Raw genomic sequence first — 16,665 nt, 5'->3', positions numbered from 1 at the left:
AATGCCGTTTTCGGCATTCCCTCCGGATTTCTGTTATTGATTGATTTTATTTCTCACCTGTTCCAATGCTGCATCAAGCTGATTATCTGCATTCGGATTATTCTCATCCTGCTGATATTCAACTTCTACGTCCGGCGTAATTCCTTTTTTGTGAATATTTCTTCCATTCGGAGTATAGTACTCAGCCATTGTCAGCTTCACACAGGTTCCGTCTCCAAGATCAAAAATCTGCTGAACGATTCCTTTTCCGTAAGTTGTTGTTCCGACGATCGATCCAAGTCCGTAGTCCTGGATCGCTCCGGCAAAAATCTCGGAAGCACTTGCACTGTTGCCGTCAACAACAACCGACATCGGCTTCGTAAACTGGTGTTCATCATCCGATGAGATCACCTCTTCGTGACCACTCTTGTCTTTTGTTGACACGATCGTACCTTTTGGCAGTAACAGATCCAGCATCTGTGTGACTGTCGCAAGATTGCCTCCCGGATTCGCCCGAAGATCAACCACAAGTCCTTTCATCCCCTGGTCCTCCAGACTGCCGAGTGCACTCTTGAACTGCTCATAGGTCACACTGTCAAATTCCGTAACCCGGATATAACCGATCTGGTCATCCTTCATTTCAGACTTGACTGTCTCCACCTGGATTTTTCTCCGGGTAACCGTCATTGTCACTTCCTTCGCATCATCCCCACGCAGAACTGTGATATCAACAGTCGTATTCTCTACACCGCGGATCAGCTGTACAACATCGGAAAGATTCGTTCCACTTACGTCCTTATCTCCAACCTTATACAGAATATCATTTACCTGGATACCTGCTTCATTCGCCGGGCTGTTCTCATAAACCTGAACTGCAGTGATCACCTTAGTTTCCTGATTCTGTGAAAAAACAACTCCGATTCCCGAATACTCTCCCGAAGTTGATTCCTGCAGGGATCTGGTCTGTTCTTCATCATAGTATACGGAATATGGATCTCCCAGTGCATTAATGTATCCACTGTAAAGTCCGTTCTCCAGATCTTCTTCTTTCAAATCATCTGTATAAAGATAATTTTCATCAATCAGCTTTTTCAGTTTATTCAGTTTTTTCTCTTCCTGCGCATTTACGACCTTTTCCTGACTGGTCCCAAGGTCTACACCTGCGACATTCATAATTCCAAGTGCCGCAGCACCTACCATAAACATGGCGAGGGCGCCTGCAAGCGCCCCCTTCCAAAAATTCTTTTTATTATTTTCCATCATTTACTCTTTCATACCTGTTATGTATTATCTTACAGATAGTTCAGTGGATTGACCGGTACACCACCTACATGAACTTCAAAGTGAAGATGTGGTCCTGTGGAAATTCCGGTCGTACCGACATTTCCGATCACCTGACCTCTTGCCACCGTCTGTCCCACGCTAACATTCATCGAACTCAGATGCTGATACCATGTCTGCATTCCATTACCGTGATTGATTACGATGTAATTTCCACGTGCACTATTGTACTGTGCGGTAATAACAGTTCCAGAATCAGCCGCATAAACCGCAGCTCCGTATCCTGCACCATAATCGATTCCGTCATGACCGGTTGTTGCACCTGCAGTCGGTGCCACACGTCCGCCAAAGCCACTGGTAATCGTTGCTCCCGGTACCGGATGTGTAAGTGATCCGGTTCCCGTTGCACTTGCATTGCTGCTCGTATTGCCTGAGCTGCTTGTGCCTGACGAAGCTGATGCCTGAGCTGCCGCCGCTGCCTGTGCTGCCTGAGCGGCTGCCGTTGCTTCTGCTTCTTTTCTGCGGACTTCTGCCGCCTCTGCTTCTGCAATCAGCTGCTTCAGCTTGTCAGCATTACTGCTGATCTCAGATGTCAGGTTATTGATCTGAATGTTCTTATCAGCAAGAAGCTTTTCTACATTTGCCTGTTCTCCTGCAAGTTCATCCTGCAGGCTTTCCAGCTTTGCATACTCTTTTTTAAGTGCATTTTCTCTGTTCTCGACATCTTTTCTTGTATCTTCGTATTCTACAAGAAGTTCACGGTCGCATTTGGAAATCTTGTTGATGTATTCTGCTTTGTTCAGCAGATCTGCAATACTGTTAGCTTCCATCAGGATTTCCAGGAATTCATTGCTCCCGTTCTCATACATATACTTGATACGCAGCTTCATCGTCTGGTACTGGTCATCTTCGTTGGCTTTCGCAGTTACCAGCTCTGTCTCTGCATCATTGATTTCATTCTCTTTTGCAGTCAGATCTGACTGTGTCTTCTCCATCTTTGATACAATGGAATCCAGTTCAGAAGAAAGTTCCGACTTCTCCGCCTCAGCCGTATTCTTCTGCTGTTCCAGCTCCTGCTGCTTCTTTTTCGCATCCGAAATATCATCAGCCTGTGCCGGAATTACCATACTGAAGCAAAGCGTAAACGTCAGTAACGCCCCAAGTATCTTTTTCCCTCTTATCATATTCGTCTCCCTTAAATATTATGCGACTAGACTCTTAAGTGCTTTCTAATCGTAAAGAAACTTCCCACAAAACCAATTCCGATTCCCAGTAAAAGTCCGACCGGAAGCAGTGTCTTGTATACCTGTCCCACCGGAAGGAAATCCAGAATATTATTCAGCAGACTGAATTTTGTAAGAATATAAGTAATTGCTTTATTATAAAGTACATAAAGGATACCAAGCGGAATCGCCGCACCGACAAGACCGATCAGGATACCTTCAATGATGAACGGTGCCCGTACAAAACCATCCTTCGCACCGATATATTTCATAATTGCAATCTCTTCCCTTCGGACAGTAATACCCATTGTGACCGTATTGCTGATCAGAAAAATGGATACTGCCAGAAGAATCGCGATGATAACAACCGATACATACCATACCAGCTTGTTCACGCTGTTCAGTGTATTGGCTACGGTATCTGATTTGTTAACCTTGCGAACCCCATCAAGGCTTTCCGCAAAAGAAACCAGCTTCTTCTGTGAAGCCACATCTGTCATATATACTTCATAGTTGTCAGATCCTGCCAGAGGGTTATCATTTTTAAATCCTTCTGCAAGATCACTTGATTCGCCAAAATACTGATCTTTAAATGTCTCCCATGCTTCGTCCGCAGACACATACTTGATCTCTTTTACACCATCCTGCTTTTTAAGCTGTGCGCCAATATTATCAATCTGCTCCTGCGTTGCATCATCATTAAAAAATACAGTGATTGCCACGCCTTCTTCTGCTTTGTGTACAATATACTGGAAGTTCATAATAATTGAGAAAAACAGTCCGAACACAAAGATACATGCAGCCATAGTTGCAACAGATGCCAGTGAAAACATCTTATTTCTTCCAATATTCTTAACTCCCTGTTTCACGGAGTATCCAACTGTACTAATCCTCATGCTTATACCCACCTTCTTGTTCGTCGCTGACAATGACACCCTTCTTCATCGTAATAACGCGCTTTTTCATCTCGTTTACAATTTCCTGGTTGTGAGTAACTACCAGAACTGTAGTTCCTCTCTCGTTCGCTTCTTCAAGAAGTTTCATGATCTCCCATGAGTTGGTTGGATCCAGGTTTCCTGTCGGTTCGTCAGCCAGCAAAATGGCAGGCTCATTTACAACAGCTCTGGCAATTGCAACTCTCTGCTGTTCCCCACCGGACAATTCCTTCGGGAACGCTTTGTACTTCTGTGCCAGTCCGACAAGTGACAGAGCCGCCGGCACTTTCTTTTTGATGACACGGGTTGATTTTTCTGTAACCCGCTGTGCAAATGCAATATTCTCATAAATATTGCGGTCTTTCAGAAGTCTGAAATCCTGGAATACAACGCCGATTCCTCTTCTGTACTGCGGAATCTGGCGATGTTTCATACGATTCAGATTCTGACCGTTGACAATAATCGTACCTGACGTTGGTTCGATCTCCTTCATCAGAAGACGTATCAACGTGGACTTTCCGGAACCGCTGTCTCCAACTACGAATACGAACTCTCCCTGTTCGATCCGAAGGTTGATACCATTGAGTGCAGCAATACCCTTCGAGTATTCCTTGGTAACTTCTTTAAGTTCTATCATATGCTCCTCCTAATTATCCATACTCCGATATAACTTAATACTCCAGTGTTTCCATGTATTTCATATATTTGACTACCATCAGCGCGATCTTAAATGTGATTGCGTCCTCAAATACGCGCAGATCCAGTCCTGTGCTCTTCTGCAGTTTGTCAAGACGGTACACCAGTGTATTTCTGTGAATATACAGCTGTCTTGATGTCTCGGAAACATTCAGGCTGTTCTCAAAGAACTTATTGATGGTCGTGAGCGTCTCTTCATCAAATTCGTCCGGAGATTTCCCCTCAAAAATTTCGCGGATAAACATCTTGCAGAGCGGAATTGGGAGCTGATAGATCAGTCGTCCGATTCCAAGCGCACTATATGCAATAACTTCCTTCTCGTCGAAGAAGATCTTTCCTACATCGAGCGCAAGCTTCGCTTCTTTGTAAGACTTGGATACTTCTTTGATGTCATTGACGATCGTACCATATGCGATACGGACATTCTCTTCTCCTTCTGCTTTCAGAAGATCAAGAATCTCATGCGCAGTCTTGTCCATCTCCGGATATCCATCGCCAGGACCTAATTCTTTTACTACGATGATGTTCTTCTCATCAACAGCTGTAATAAAGTCCTTGCCCTTTCCACCCAGAACAGAACGGAGACTGTCAAGCGCACTGACATCTCTCTCCCGAGAAGTCTCAACTATAAAGATATCACGTTTTACCTCTGTGTCAATATGTAATTTTTTGGCGCGATTATAAATATCCACCAGAAGAAGGTTGTCAAGAAGAAGGTTTTTGATGAAATTATCCTTGTCAAAACGCTCCTTATATGCTACCAGAAGATTCTGGATCTGGAAGGCTGCAATTTTGCCAACCATATAAACATCTTCACTGCCGCCATTGGCGATCAGAATGTACTCCAGCTGGTGTTCATCATAAATTTTGAAAAACTGATACCCCTGAATCACCTGGCTTTCTGCCGGAGATTCTACAAACGAAAGAACGGCATTCTCATAATCTCCAGGCTCCGGAAATGTTGTCGCCAAAGTCTTTCCATCTGTATCCATCACTCCAAGATCAATCCTTGTAATTGATTTCAACCCTTCAATCGTATTCTGCAGTATCTGATTTGATATCATATTCTCTCTCCTCCATCCTCCGTGGTTCTATACACTTTGTACAATCTTCATCCCCCGCAACTGTGGACTTAGCCATATACATATAATACTTTAATACATATTACCAAAAAAATAAAGAGGAAATCACATTTTTTTATGCATTTCCTCAATTGAGTTTATTATAAAATTTATTCTATCAAAAAAGATTTTTTGATTTTTTTTATTATTTTCAGTCTTTTGTCGCTTCAATTATACTTCTTTTCTTTTTTGCTCTTTTTTGATCTCCCGTTTTAAAATCCTTTTACCGATAAAATTTTTCAGGTGATCTGCCCAGTTCTCACCATTTGCAAAGGAAGCAATACTATGTCCTGTTCCAAACCACATTCTGGTATTCAGCTGCTCTTTGCACCGGTAAACAAACTGTTCCTGCCAAGGGAAATCCATGCTGGCAATCACACAGTCTACTTCTCCGCCGTTGACCAGATTGGTGATCCTGTCATCCTCACTTTCGTCTGCCGGTACTGCTTTCATACCGACAACCTGAATCCCACTGTATGCCTCATGCAGATAGCCCTGCAGTCTGTCTCCTTCTTCCTCAGATCCTGCCAGTATAAATATCTTACAGCGGTTCTTATGAAAATAATGGAATACCATCTTCAGCAGCGTCTGATCCTCCATCTCCTGGATCCGCTTTCTATCTGTGATCTTTGCAGCTTCAAGAATCGCCATATCTCCCGGAAGCAGAAGATCCAGTTTCTCCAGCTCTTCTTTCATACCGTCAAGCTGTGTCGCTCTCATCAGGGTATCCACCGTAACAATATCTACTGTGTTAAGTTCTTCTGTCTGCATATATTCTGCAATGATCTTCATCGCATCTTTTGCCGTACAATTATCAAGCTGTACGTCCAGTACGTTCATTTTTTCATTCATTTGCCTCACCCGTTCCATTTTCTCGGTTTTTGCGGTCAAGCGATTATATCAAACATACAGTGCTTTTTCAACAAACGTTGCAAAATATTCACATTTTTTAAAATTTGTAATATTATTGTAAATTCCCAGTCTCATTCTTTCTGGATTTTTTTGAAATGATTCCTCCGATCCGCCCGGTTTCTTTTGATGACAGACTCTTCCAGCCATCTTCCAGAACCTTATCGAGAAGTCCAAGCTCCTCCGCAATCTCGTATTTTACCCGCTCACTTGTTTCCAAATTGGGGATATCTTCGCGTCTGATTTTCTTTGTCTTTGTGCTTTTCATACCTTTCAACTCCTTTTTCAGAGTGTTTCCCCAATTACGGATTTTATACATTTATACCTGATTATTATAAAAGAAGCCGAAAACATTATTTCCGACTTCTTCTCCTTCTGCCTTTTCTTTATCGGCAAAGCTCTCTTATTTTTTATTCCGGATCCGGAATGATAACTGCTGCAACAAAATAGGCAACCACGGCAGTCCCACAGCTTACGCAAGCCAGCAAAACACCTCCAAGCCGGATCAATGTAGGATCGATATTAAAATATTCTCCAAGGCCTCCACATACACCGCAGATCTTACGGTTTGTTACGGATCTATATAATCTTTTCTGTTCCATAAAAATTCCTCCTAAAAGTTTCTCCTATTTTTGTGTTTCTTCTATTATATATGTGTTTCATCTGATACATTTTTCTGTCTATGTTAATTCTAATGGAAACGAATCTCCACGCTGCCTGCTCCGTTCGATATCTCAATCGTGCGTTTACTGCCATTATCGATTGACTTCTCTGTGCTTAAGCCGCCAAGATCTATATCTTCTCCAATTTCTACCGAACCGGCACTGCTATCCAGTTCATAATTATAATCCTCCACTTTTCCTTCCAGATTCAGTGTGACGCTTCCAGCACCACAGTCAATGTCCACTTCTTTTTCCACTGTTCCATAAAAATCCAGACTTCCGGCACCTGTTTCTACATCTAACTCCTCTATATCTGCATTTTTTATTGTACAGCCTGATGCCCCGCTTTCAATCTTAAGGCTTTTCGCATTTAGTCCATCGATCTCTGCTGTTACTGCACCATATTCCATGTCCACCTGATCGAACTTGTAATCTCTTGGAAGATAGATCACAAGTGTTCCCTTTACGTTTCTCATATTTTTGAAATCGAAACTGCTGCGCATTTTCGTTGTTATTTCCAGAGTTTTCCTGTCATCGGACAGTCTTTTCTGCACTACATTTTCCGTTTTCATCCTGGAATCATCCACATGGATCTTATCATCCGTCCCCGGCTTGATCTGTACCTCACTTGCACCGATATCAAGCTTCAGATTCTCTACATTCGAAAATGTCTCCCCTGATACAACATTTTCTGTCTCTTCCGGCCCATCATCGTCGTCATCATCATCCCAATCTTCCTCGAAAGAAACGTAATCCTTTCTTATAATACCAATTCCATTCGGATATGCTTTTTCAAACTGTGAAAATGTGACTCCAAGACATAACGCAATGATACAAAATACAACTCCTGCCCCTGTCAGGCTTATAATAACTGTCCAGAAAATCTTCCATCCTTTTTTCATCTGCATTCACCTCTCTTTTTCTGAAATGGTATGCGACAAAGATTTACAAATCCACGGAACATCATTGGAATCAGTTTGATGCATCCCCATCCGATCAATACTGTAAATACTGCCCCAAGTGCCAGCAGCAGGCAGCCGACACCAAGCATTCCGATTCCAAGAGCCGGGGAATAAAACAGCTGATCAAATCCGTGAATCCCCAACAGAATCCCTACGGCTGCGGTTGCAACTGCTGCCACCCAGATCGCTATTGCTGATATTGCAAGTGCGACCAGAACTCCAAATGCCGCTAAAAGAAGACCAAGTGCTGTCGGAACTACAATTGGAAGCCCAATCACAAGGATACAGATGATCAGAATGATCTTGCCGGCACTGGATTTCTTCCGTGGCATTTCTGTCATCTGACCCGCACCATATCCCTGATTTCCCGCATATGTATATCCCTGATTAGAATTAGCTGTATAAGAATACTGTCTTTCCGAAAATGGATTCCTGTCATTCTGTGACTGGCTTTCTCCATATGTCTCCGAATAGCTATCTTTATAATAGTCATCTCTTCCTGCCGGATACTCACTGCTTTCAAAACGCCTGTCCTGATATCCTCGCTCTCCGTACTCTCCATAACTTTCCGCCTCATCGGCATTTCCATTTATCCCGGCGCGAATCGTATCTGCAAGCTTTGCAGGACTTCCCAGCTCTTCGATTACTTTTTCTTCATTCTCGCTTCCGGCATCATCAAAATAATCATTGTAATACTGCATTGCTTCTTCTCTTTCTTCTTTCGAAATTCCATGAAGCAGTGCATCTAATTCCCTCATATACTCTGTACGGCTCATTCGGCTGCACCTCCCTCGAACATCTCTGTAATCTTCCTTGTGTAGTTCTTCCATTCGACTTTATACAAATTAAGCTGTGCCATTCCTTTTTCTGTAACTTTATAGTATCTGCGGTTTCTTCCGTCAAACTGCATATCATAGACCTCCAGACATTCATCTTTCTGAAGTCTTCTCAGTACCGGATACATTGTTGACTCTGATACATTCAGAACTTTCCGAACATCCTGGGTAATCTTATATCCATAGGTTCCTTCCTGCTCCCGCGACACAACAGCAAGCACGATCGCATCAAGGAGGGCAGCTCCGGTGTTAAATACCATATGATTCACATCCTTTTATTGTTTGTTATATTGTTTTGTTAAGCATATTATACATTATATAATATAGTGAGTCAATATAGTATTGTATAAGACTTTCTGAAGATTTCCTAAAGAAATGGGTGGGGGACGGATGGGTGGGAGGTTGTGACAGCTTGCGGATAGAAATAAAGTCCATCGCTTCCCACGGGGCGAAAGCATTCCGATGAGCCTCTGAATGCGAACATTGTGTCAGCAATGGCTTCCACAATGTTTGAGTCTCATCTCCATTGCCCCTCAAGGGAAGTGGTGAACTTTATTTCTATCTGCAAGCCGCTCAAGGTTATCGAATGACCAGCCATCCGCTTGGGCGGGCTGCCTGGGCTGATGCTGGGACGAAATTTGAAGGATTGTGAAAGGGGACGGGACGGCTGCAAAATTTTTCAGGAAGGAAAGTTATATAAAGGAGGCGCAGCGTCCCTGAGTGGGAGAGTTTCGTTTGGTATTATGTTTTGGATAAAGGGGACGCACAGCGCCTGTAAGGCGACTGTGCTGGGGAATCAAATATTTTAAATATTTGGGTAAAGAAAAAATGTGATTATTATTTGAATGATTAGAATAATAGGGATTCCTAATTTGAATTTCAGGTGGCGGGTTTTGTGGTGGTAGTGTTTCATGGCAAGGAGGGCGGCGGGGGAGCCGCCCAGAAGGGCCAGGAGGATGAGGGTTCGTTCGGGGATTCGCCATTTGTTTTGGCGGGCTTTGGTTTTATCGGCGGCGTAGGTGAAGTAGGTGATGATGTTGATCAATAGCAGGTATGCCAGGAGTATTATTTTAATCATTTTTGTAGCCCTCCAGGTGGATTTCTTTGCAAAGGGTGAAGGAGTAGATGATCTGTTCTTTTACTTTTTTCCGGGTGATCTGTTCGAGGGCTTTGGTGTAAAGGCGGAGCTGTTCCCGGTAGCGGTCTTTTAGTTCTGCTTCGGTTTGTACACGGTCGGTTTTATAATCGAGTACGATGATTTCTCCGTCTTCTTCAAAGTAAGCATCAATAATTCCCTGGATCAGTACCATTTCACCCTTTTTCTGATCCGGATAAAATTCTTTTGCATCTACACCGAGAACAAACGGCTGCTCGCGGTAAAGTGTTTTTGCCCTGGCTGCATTTTGCATTCTTTTTCCGACATTCGTATTAAGAAACTCCATAATTTCTTTTTTTTGAATACACCCGGCTGTTCCCGCATCCAGGTATCCTTCGTTTTTCAGATTCTCTATGTTTTCCCGCAGTAAATCCATCGTATATATTTTCGTAAAATCGAGAAGCTCCATTACTTTATGATAAGCTGTTCCTTTTGTTGCTCCTTTTACCTCTTCTTCCTCTTTCATAAAATTCGGAAGGATTGGAACAATCTCCTCTTCCGGAATCAGTATTTCTCCATCTTCTTCTTCCGAAGCTGCCGCATATTTTTTCAGCTCTGACACGGTGTACTTCATTTTCATCTGATCTTCACCCTGATACGGATATCTGTAGGAAAATGCTTCCTCGATTTTTGCCCGAAAACGTTCATCCGTCACAGCCATCGGATGTTCTTCTGCTTCTATTTTTTCAAGGAACACCTCTTTTTCCAGATAATCTGCTGCTTCCTTATCCACTTCACCTTCTACAAGCGTATCAACACCAATCACTTTTAATTCGATTGGAACTTCTTCTGTTTTACGCACTGCCGCCGGAAGGATCCAGTCATAATAAGACGTTGCACGTGCAAGTTTTGTAAAGTCCAGTGTTTCTTTCTGACTGTTTTCCTGTTCCAGCTGACAGGCTTCCAGTTTGTCTGCCGCATGTGGAACCGTTCCGGTAAGAATCAGCTTTTCCTTTGCACGTGTAAGTGCTACATAAAGCACACGAAGCTCCTCACCAAGATTTTCCAGACCGATTTCATTTTGAATAACTTTCTTTAATAGTGTCGGAGATTTGGTTCGCCGCTCCAGATCGATCGCATCGATTCCAAGCCCCAGATCCGGATGGATCACAACGCTTGCCGTGGTATCCTGAATGTTGAACCTCTTTCCCATTCCGGCCACGATCACAACCGGGAATTCCAGTCCTTTACTCTTATGGATACTCATCAGACGAACTGCATCCGTCTGCTCATCGTAAAGCCCGGCTTCCCCAAAGTCTACATTATATTTCTTGAGCTGATCAATATAACGGACAAAATGATACAGTCCCTTATAGCTGGTTGCCTCAAATGCCTTTGCCCTGGTGATCAGCATATCAAGATTCGCGCGCCTTCCTTTTCCTCCTGGCATTGCCGCGATATAATCCCGGTATCCTGTCTTTTTCACGATCTCCCACAGAAGATCATGGATTGCCGTGTACGGTATCCGCTCCCGGAAATAAAAAAGCCATCCAAATACATCGCGCACTTTTTTCAGAATGCCCGCCGGAAGATCGGTCTTTTTTCCCGGATCCGCTGTTTCCAGTACATTCTGATAAAATGGTACTTCTGCATTCAATTCTCTGATCTGTGCCAGTTCCTCATTTGTCATTCTTCCAAACGGAGATTTCAGCACCGCAACGAGTGGGATGTCCTGACGAAAATTGTCAAGTACACGCAGATAGTCCATCATCCATCCAATTTCCAGAGTTTCAAAATACCCATCTGCTGATTCAGCCAGAACCGGTAATCCCTCCTCCTGCAAAATTCGTGTAACAGTATCGGTCCATCCTGCAGGGCTTCTTGTCAGGATTACAATATCCTGATAGCGTACCGGTCGCAACATTCCCGTTTCTTTATCTACAATCTGCTGACTTTCCATCAGCTCTCCGATTCTTTGTGCGATCAGACGGACTTCCAGCTCTTTTGCCGTCTGGCTTCCGCTTCGCACAGAAAGCCCGGTATCCTCTTCCTCACTTTTTGTATCCAGAAGAAGGATTTCTGTCTCATTCTTTTCGGATTCCGGGTAAGAAGCTCCCACATAAAGTGCAGCATTCTCATCGTATGTGATCCTTCCAAGCTCTTCGGTCATGATCTGTCGGAAAATGAAGTTTACCGCATCCAGCACTTCTGCCCGGCTTCGGAAATTTTTGTGCAGATCGATTCGCCTGTTTCCTCCGTCCGTCAGACTGTAGGTATTGAATTTTTCCATGAAAAGCTCCGGCCTTGACAAGCGGAAACGGTAAATACTCTGCTTCACATCTCCTACCATGAAGAGATTATTTTCCCCTCTGCTGATCCGGGACACACTGGTCAGGATCGCCTCCTGGATCAGGTTACTGTCCTGATATTCATCGATCATTACTTCCTCAAATGTATTCTGATACTCCTTGGCTACCTCAGAAGGCACTCTTTTTCCGTTTTCTTTTCTTGTCAGGATCTGCAAGGCAAACTGTTCCATATCCCGGAAATCGATCAGATTTTTTTCTGCCTTTTTAGCTGCAAGTACCCTCTGGTATTCTTTTACCAGACTGACCAGCTCATGCATCACCGGAATGCAGATTTTCCGGTCTGCTTCCATCTCAGATGGCGGCTGGAAAAAATAATTGTTTCGAATGTCATCGATAAGTTTCTTCCAGGTATCCCGATAGGTTCTTACCTGCTCTCTTTTTGTCGGATCTACTGCGTCATCTTTCTTTCTGGACAGAGTTTTCCATGCCGGCTTTTCTTTCAGTGCCTCATACATTTCTTCATAGCTCTTTGCCGCAAAAAGCTTTCTCAGTACTTTCTGATCTGCTTCCAGCATTTCTCCATACATATACGGTCCGTCCGGTTCCATGCAGATCTGATCCGCTTTTTCCATCAGCATCTGCATATCCGCAACTATTCTCCGGATATACTCCATCACCTTTTCAATATAGATGGCATTTTCCCCGCTCTCTTCGTACATCCTTGCACAGCCATCCAGCCACTCCTCCAGGTCCGGATAACTTCCGGCAAATTCATACAGTCTGCTGATGATTTCTTCCACCTGCAGATCTTCCCTTCCGGTTGCAAAAGTCTCCACAAAACGCAGGAAATCCTCGTTTCCTTCTTCATATTTTGCTTCCAGAAGCTCTTTCATCACGTCCTGCTTCAAAAGCTTTAATTCTCCTTCTTCCGCAATACGGAATCCCGGATCCAGATCGATCGTGTGAAAATACTCCCGGATCACAGACAGGCAGAAGCTGTGGATCGTTGTAATCTTTGCTGTATGGATCAGGGCAGACTGCCGCTTCAGATGTTCACTTGACGGATCCTCCTCCAGCTCCTTCTCAATCGCAGCACCGATTCTTTCTTTCATCTCAGCAGCCGCCGCCTCAGTGTAGGTCACGATCAGCATATGGTCGACATCCACCGGATTTGCATCCCTTGTCAGCCTCGCAATAATCCGCTCCACCAGAACAGCAGTTTTCCCGGAACCAGCGGCTGCTGACACCAGAATATTATGATCACGCAGGTCGATCACCTGCTGCTGTTCTTCGGTCCATTTTACTCCCATGTCTGATTCTCCTCTTCCAGCTTCGCCATAATTTTCTCCATTACAATTTCCTTCGGAAGCTTCTCCAGCTTCCGGTATTCATATCCTTCGATCTGCTCATCAAATCCGCAGATATCCCGGTATGGGCAATACGCACAGCCATTTTGCGTACCCATCTCATACGGCAGTGCCTCCGCCTTTCCGCGGTACATTGCTCCCTGCAGATCCGTCCGTCTTTTCTCTGCATAAGTCAGCACTGCATCAAACTCTTCCGGCAGGAGCATTTTAGATGCTTTGGAATAGCCGCTTTTCGTCTTTCCTGCCGGAATCACAAGCGAATTCCCCGAAAAATCCGCATCCAGTCTCTGAATCACTGCATCCTCCTGACGGATGATTCCATCCAGCCGAAGCTCCTTTAAAATTGCCTCTTCCAGTTTTTCTTCATCCAACTCTTTCCCGACGATCGGATCCTTCATCCGATAGTAGAAAATGCCTGCCGGCACGATCTTTTTACCCGGATGCTTTCTTTCCTCCAGCCGGACTGCTTCTTCCATATACACCACCAGCTGCATCTGCAGACCATGATAAAAAGCTGCCATATCAAAACTCTTTGCCCCGGTTTTATAATCCAGGATCTTCACATAGACCTGATCTTCCGTCTCACATGTATCGATCCTGTCAATCTTTCCGCTTCCAAAGCTTACCTCATAGCCCTCCGGTTTAAAGCTTCCCTTCCGAAGCTGCTTTGTCATCGCCCAGACCGTCCGGTTCATCATACGTTTCATACGTGGCACGATATACGCGTTCCGCGCACTGCTGTAGATTACGGTATTGCTGTAATCTACGATACTCTCATCCACACTTTCCGACGCAAACTGTTCCTGCTGCTCCTTTGTAACCTCAGTCCATTCCATACCTTCCCGTTCTACCCGGCGGGCATATTTTTCCAGTGCTTTATGGAAAATATTTCCAAAATCAAGAGCAGCAAATTCATATACCTCTCTCTCCTTAAGGCGAAGTCCATAGGTCAGAAAATGCGCACAGGCACAGGCCGCAAATTTCTCCAGTCTTGAAATGCTTGGTGCCCAGTCTCCATAAAGCTTCCGCGCGGTCTGCAAAGTCAGATCGTCCTCTGGCCTGCGGTATCTGCTGATCCTTGCCAGATCATGCACCTTTTCGCTCCAGTCCTCCTGCGCACAATACCAGCGGTACAGCTCCTGCCAGCTGCCTTCCTCCATCTTTTTCGGGTTCTGTAATCCTTCGATCAATGACCCGATCCCGGTCTGTGGAAGCATTTCTTTTGTCTCCATCCCATACTGATCCATATTAAATACAGGAAGCTTTGTATACATCCGCTTCAGATCCCCGATCAGATATGCCGCCCTCCTGCTCTTTCCATCGGCCGATACTTTACTGTAGGTCAGCATCAATTCTTCCGTCGGCTTTGTCATGTGCAGATACAGATAAAATTTCTGGATGTAACTTTTTTCTCTTGTTCCCGGTGCAAGCGCAATTCCTCTTTCTTCAAAACGCTCCCGGTCTCTGTCTGAAATCAGTCCACCTGCGGATGCATTTCCCGGAATCAAAGAATCATTGACTCCCAGAAGGATCAGCGCCCGGATATCTTTCAGTCTCGTTCGCTCAATATCTCCTGCCATCACTTCATCCAGACTTGGCGGAATTACACCGATCCTTGCCTCTTCCATTCCGGCATCCAGAAGCTCCCTGTACTCTTTGAGCGCAATCCGCTCATCTCCAAGAAGACTTACAAACTTGTCAAACAGCTCCATCACCACACGATAGATCTGTGCATATTCTTTTGCAAGTGCAAGCTCTCCTGCTTCTGTAAATTGATTCTCCAATACTTTTACCTGCTTCTGGATTTCTTCTTTTTCCAGAAATTCACAGATTGCAAGCGTCACATCCCGCACTGTCTTCTGACGCTGTTTTAAGACAAACACCAGATCTTCTGTTTTTTCCACAAAGCGTACCCGAAGATGATTCAGTACCTCCAAATCTTCCTCGGTCGTATCCTTCGCTCTGCGGATCCATTTTTCCTGCCATTTTTTGTAGCCACGGATGCCCAGAGCAAGTACATAATTTTCCAGAAGATCCAGTTCCTCACCGGTAAATCCGGTCAGATCCGTTCTTAAAAACCGGAACACACTTTCTGCCGAAAAATTCTGTTCTGCCATCGCAAGAAGACTCCGGATATACTCCACAAAAGAATTTAAAAGTACATTCCGCTTATAATCCATGAAAACCGGAATCTCATACTCCCGGAAGGTCTTCTCGATCTCATCCGCATAGAGATTCATGTCACTTGCGATCACCGCGATCTCCCGGTAACGATATTCTTTCTTACGAATTAAAAAACGTATTCTCTGGGCAGCGCATTCTACTTCCATCCTGGGATTTGTCGCTGCATAAATTCGCACATTTGACTGCTTTTCCCTGTAAGTCCTGCCACTGTAACGGAACAGTTCCTTCTCCAGAAATGCAAGTGCCGGTGCATTTCTAAAACGCCAGATCGGCTCCTGATACAGACAGACCGGCTCTTCGACCAGCACCTTTTCCTCCCCTGCAATCTTCACAAGAGATGTCACCATCTGCTTACTCAGCGCAAACAGCTGATACTTGTCTTTCATCACGTAAGGATCTTCCCTCTTATCCATCGTGACAGTAATCATCACCTTCTGACAATGATGCAGCATTTCCCCCAGCACCTTGTTCTGAAGCGGCGTAAATCCGGTAAACCCATCCAGCGCGATCACACTGTCCTTCAGCATTCTCGATTTGTCCATCACATTGCAGAGAATGTCCAGAATTTCTTCTTTTGTAATATATTTATCTGCAAGATATTCTTCAAATGCCTGATACATCACCTGGATATCCTTCAATTTCCAGGCAAGATACGAAGACTCATCTGCCTCCGTGATCATATCATCCATGCCATCCGGGGAAATGTTGTACTGCGTCAGCTCGGAAATAACGGATTTCACCTCACTGATGTAACCTGGCTTTTTGATATTTCCTTTTAAAACCTTTAGCGAATCTTCTTTTTTCCCCGCGAGTCGCCTGAGAATCAGATTCTTTCCTTCATCATCCAGAATCTCCCTGCTTCCATTCCCTGTTTCTTCCAGAACACGAAAAGCAAGACGTGCAAAACTCAGCACGTCTATGTTCATAATTCCATGTCTCGGATGCCGCAGGACCAGTTCCTTCTGCGTCTGCATCGTGAACTGTTCCGGCACCAGAATAATATAATTAGTATCAGGATGTTTCATTGATTCCCGAATGATATGTTCATATAGATAATGTGACTTGCCCGAACCCGGATTTCCAAAAATAAACTGTAAAGCCATCT

14 protein-coding genes are annotated in these 16,665 nt (G+C 44.3%); all 14 read right to left on the bottom strand.

Annotated elements, in window-relative coordinates; all coding sequences use genetic code 11:
* Positions 1-33: 33 nt before the first annotated feature.
* The 14 genes from PG766_RS10510 to PG766_RS10445 all read right to left on the bottom strand — a co-directional run bounded on the left by PG766_RS10510 (position 34) and on the right by PG766_RS10445 (position 16,663).
* Positions 34-1,242 (bottom strand): S41 family peptidase, encoded by a 1,209-nt coding sequence (locus PG766_RS10510; protein ID WP_442872522.1) that lies wholly within the window; start codon positions 1,240-1,242, stop codon positions 34-36.
* Between the two features lie 29 nt (positions 1,243-1,271).
* The gene (locus PG766_RS10505) at positions 1,272-2,444 is read right to left on the bottom strand and encodes a murein hydrolase activator EnvC family protein (RefSeq protein WP_270590786.1); all 1,173 of its coding nucleotides are present in this window, start codon (positions 2,442-2,444) and stop codon (positions 1,272-1,274) included.
* Between the two features lie 26 nt (positions 2,445-2,470).
* Positions 2,471-3,379, bottom strand: a complete 909-nt coding sequence (gene ftsX, locus PG766_RS10500) for a permease-like cell division protein FtsX (RefSeq protein WP_118199623.1) — start codon at positions 3,377-3,379, stop codon at positions 2,471-2,473.
* The gene (gene ftsE, locus PG766_RS10495; protein WP_008372900.1) at positions 3,369-4,055 is read right to left on the bottom strand and encodes a cell division ATP-binding protein FtsE; all 687 of its coding nucleotides are present in this window, start codon (positions 4,053-4,055) and stop codon (positions 3,369-3,371) included. Before ftsE ends, ftsX begins: the two co-directional genes overlap by 11 nt.
* Before the next feature lie 34 nt (positions 4,056-4,089).
* Entirely contained in the window at positions 4,090-5,178 is a 1,089-nt protein-coding gene (locus PG766_RS10490; protein WP_055156356.1) for a PucR family transcriptional regulator, read from the bottom strand.
* 228 nt (positions 5,179-5,406) lie between these two features.
* Positions 5,407-6,087, bottom strand: a complete 681-nt coding sequence (locus PG766_RS10485; protein WP_182438656.1) for a WecB/TagA/CpsF family glycosyltransferase — start codon at positions 6,085-6,087, stop codon at positions 5,407-5,409.
* Between the two features lie 112 nt (positions 6,088-6,199).
* Positions 6,200-6,412, bottom strand: a complete 213-nt coding sequence (locus PG766_RS10480) for a small, acid-soluble spore protein, alpha/beta type (RefSeq protein ID WP_022220993.1) — start codon at positions 6,410-6,412, stop codon at positions 6,200-6,202.
* Between the two features lie 142 nt (positions 6,413-6,554).
* Positions 6,555-6,746 carry a PspC domain-containing protein gene (locus PG766_RS10475; RefSeq protein WP_008372894.1) on the bottom strand — a complete coding sequence of 64 codons (192 nt, stop codon included), beginning with the start codon at positions 6,744-6,746 and terminating at the stop codon, positions 6,555-6,557.
* Positions 6,747-6,835: 89 nt separating this feature from the next.
* Positions 6,836-7,708, bottom strand: coding sequence for a DUF4097 family beta strand repeat-containing protein (locus tag PG766_RS10470; protein ID WP_182438655.1), 873 nt, complete (start codon positions 7,706-7,708; stop codon positions 6,836-6,838).
* Positions 7,705-8,544, bottom strand: coding sequence for a DUF1700 domain-containing protein (locus PG766_RS10465; RefSeq protein WP_270590785.1), 840 nt, complete (start codon positions 8,542-8,544; stop codon positions 7,705-7,707). Before PG766_RS10465 ends, PG766_RS10470 begins: the two co-directional genes overlap by 4 nt.
* Entirely contained in the window at positions 8,541-8,864 is a 324-nt protein-coding gene (locus tag PG766_RS10460; RefSeq protein WP_117557754.1) for a PadR family transcriptional regulator, read from the bottom strand. Before PG766_RS10460 ends, PG766_RS10465 begins: the two co-directional genes overlap by 4 nt.
* Positions 8,865-9,409: 545 nt before the next feature.
* The gene (locus PG766_RS10455) at positions 9,410-9,682 is read right to left on the bottom strand and encodes a DUF1294 domain-containing protein (RefSeq protein WP_117557752.1); all 273 of its coding nucleotides are present in this window, start codon (positions 9,680-9,682) and stop codon (positions 9,410-9,412) included.
* On the bottom strand, positions 9,675-13,319 hold the full coding sequence (addA, locus tag PG766_RS10450; RefSeq protein WP_118199618.1) for a helicase-exonuclease AddAB subunit AddA: 3,645 nt from the start codon (positions 13,317-13,319) through the stop codon (positions 9,675-9,677). The genes PG766_RS10455 and addA overlap by 8 nt, the downstream gene beginning before the upstream one ends.
* Positions 13,310-16,663 (bottom strand): PD-(D/E)XK nuclease family protein, encoded by a 3,354-nt coding sequence (locus tag PG766_RS10445; protein ID WP_118199617.1) that lies wholly within the window; start codon positions 16,661-16,663, stop codon positions 13,310-13,312. The genes addA and PG766_RS10445 overlap by 10 nt, the downstream gene beginning before the upstream one ends.
* Positions 16,664-16,665 lie beyond the last annotated feature (2 nt).

Source organism: Coprococcus sp. LG101-27, from assembly GCF_027695515.1.
GTDB classification, from domain to species: domain Bacteria; phylum Bacillota; class Clostridia; order Lachnospirales; family Lachnospiraceae; genus Allocoprococcus; species Allocoprococcus comes.
Note: the sequence above shows the minus strand (reverse complement) of the source record. Positions and strands in the feature narration are given on the sequence as shown.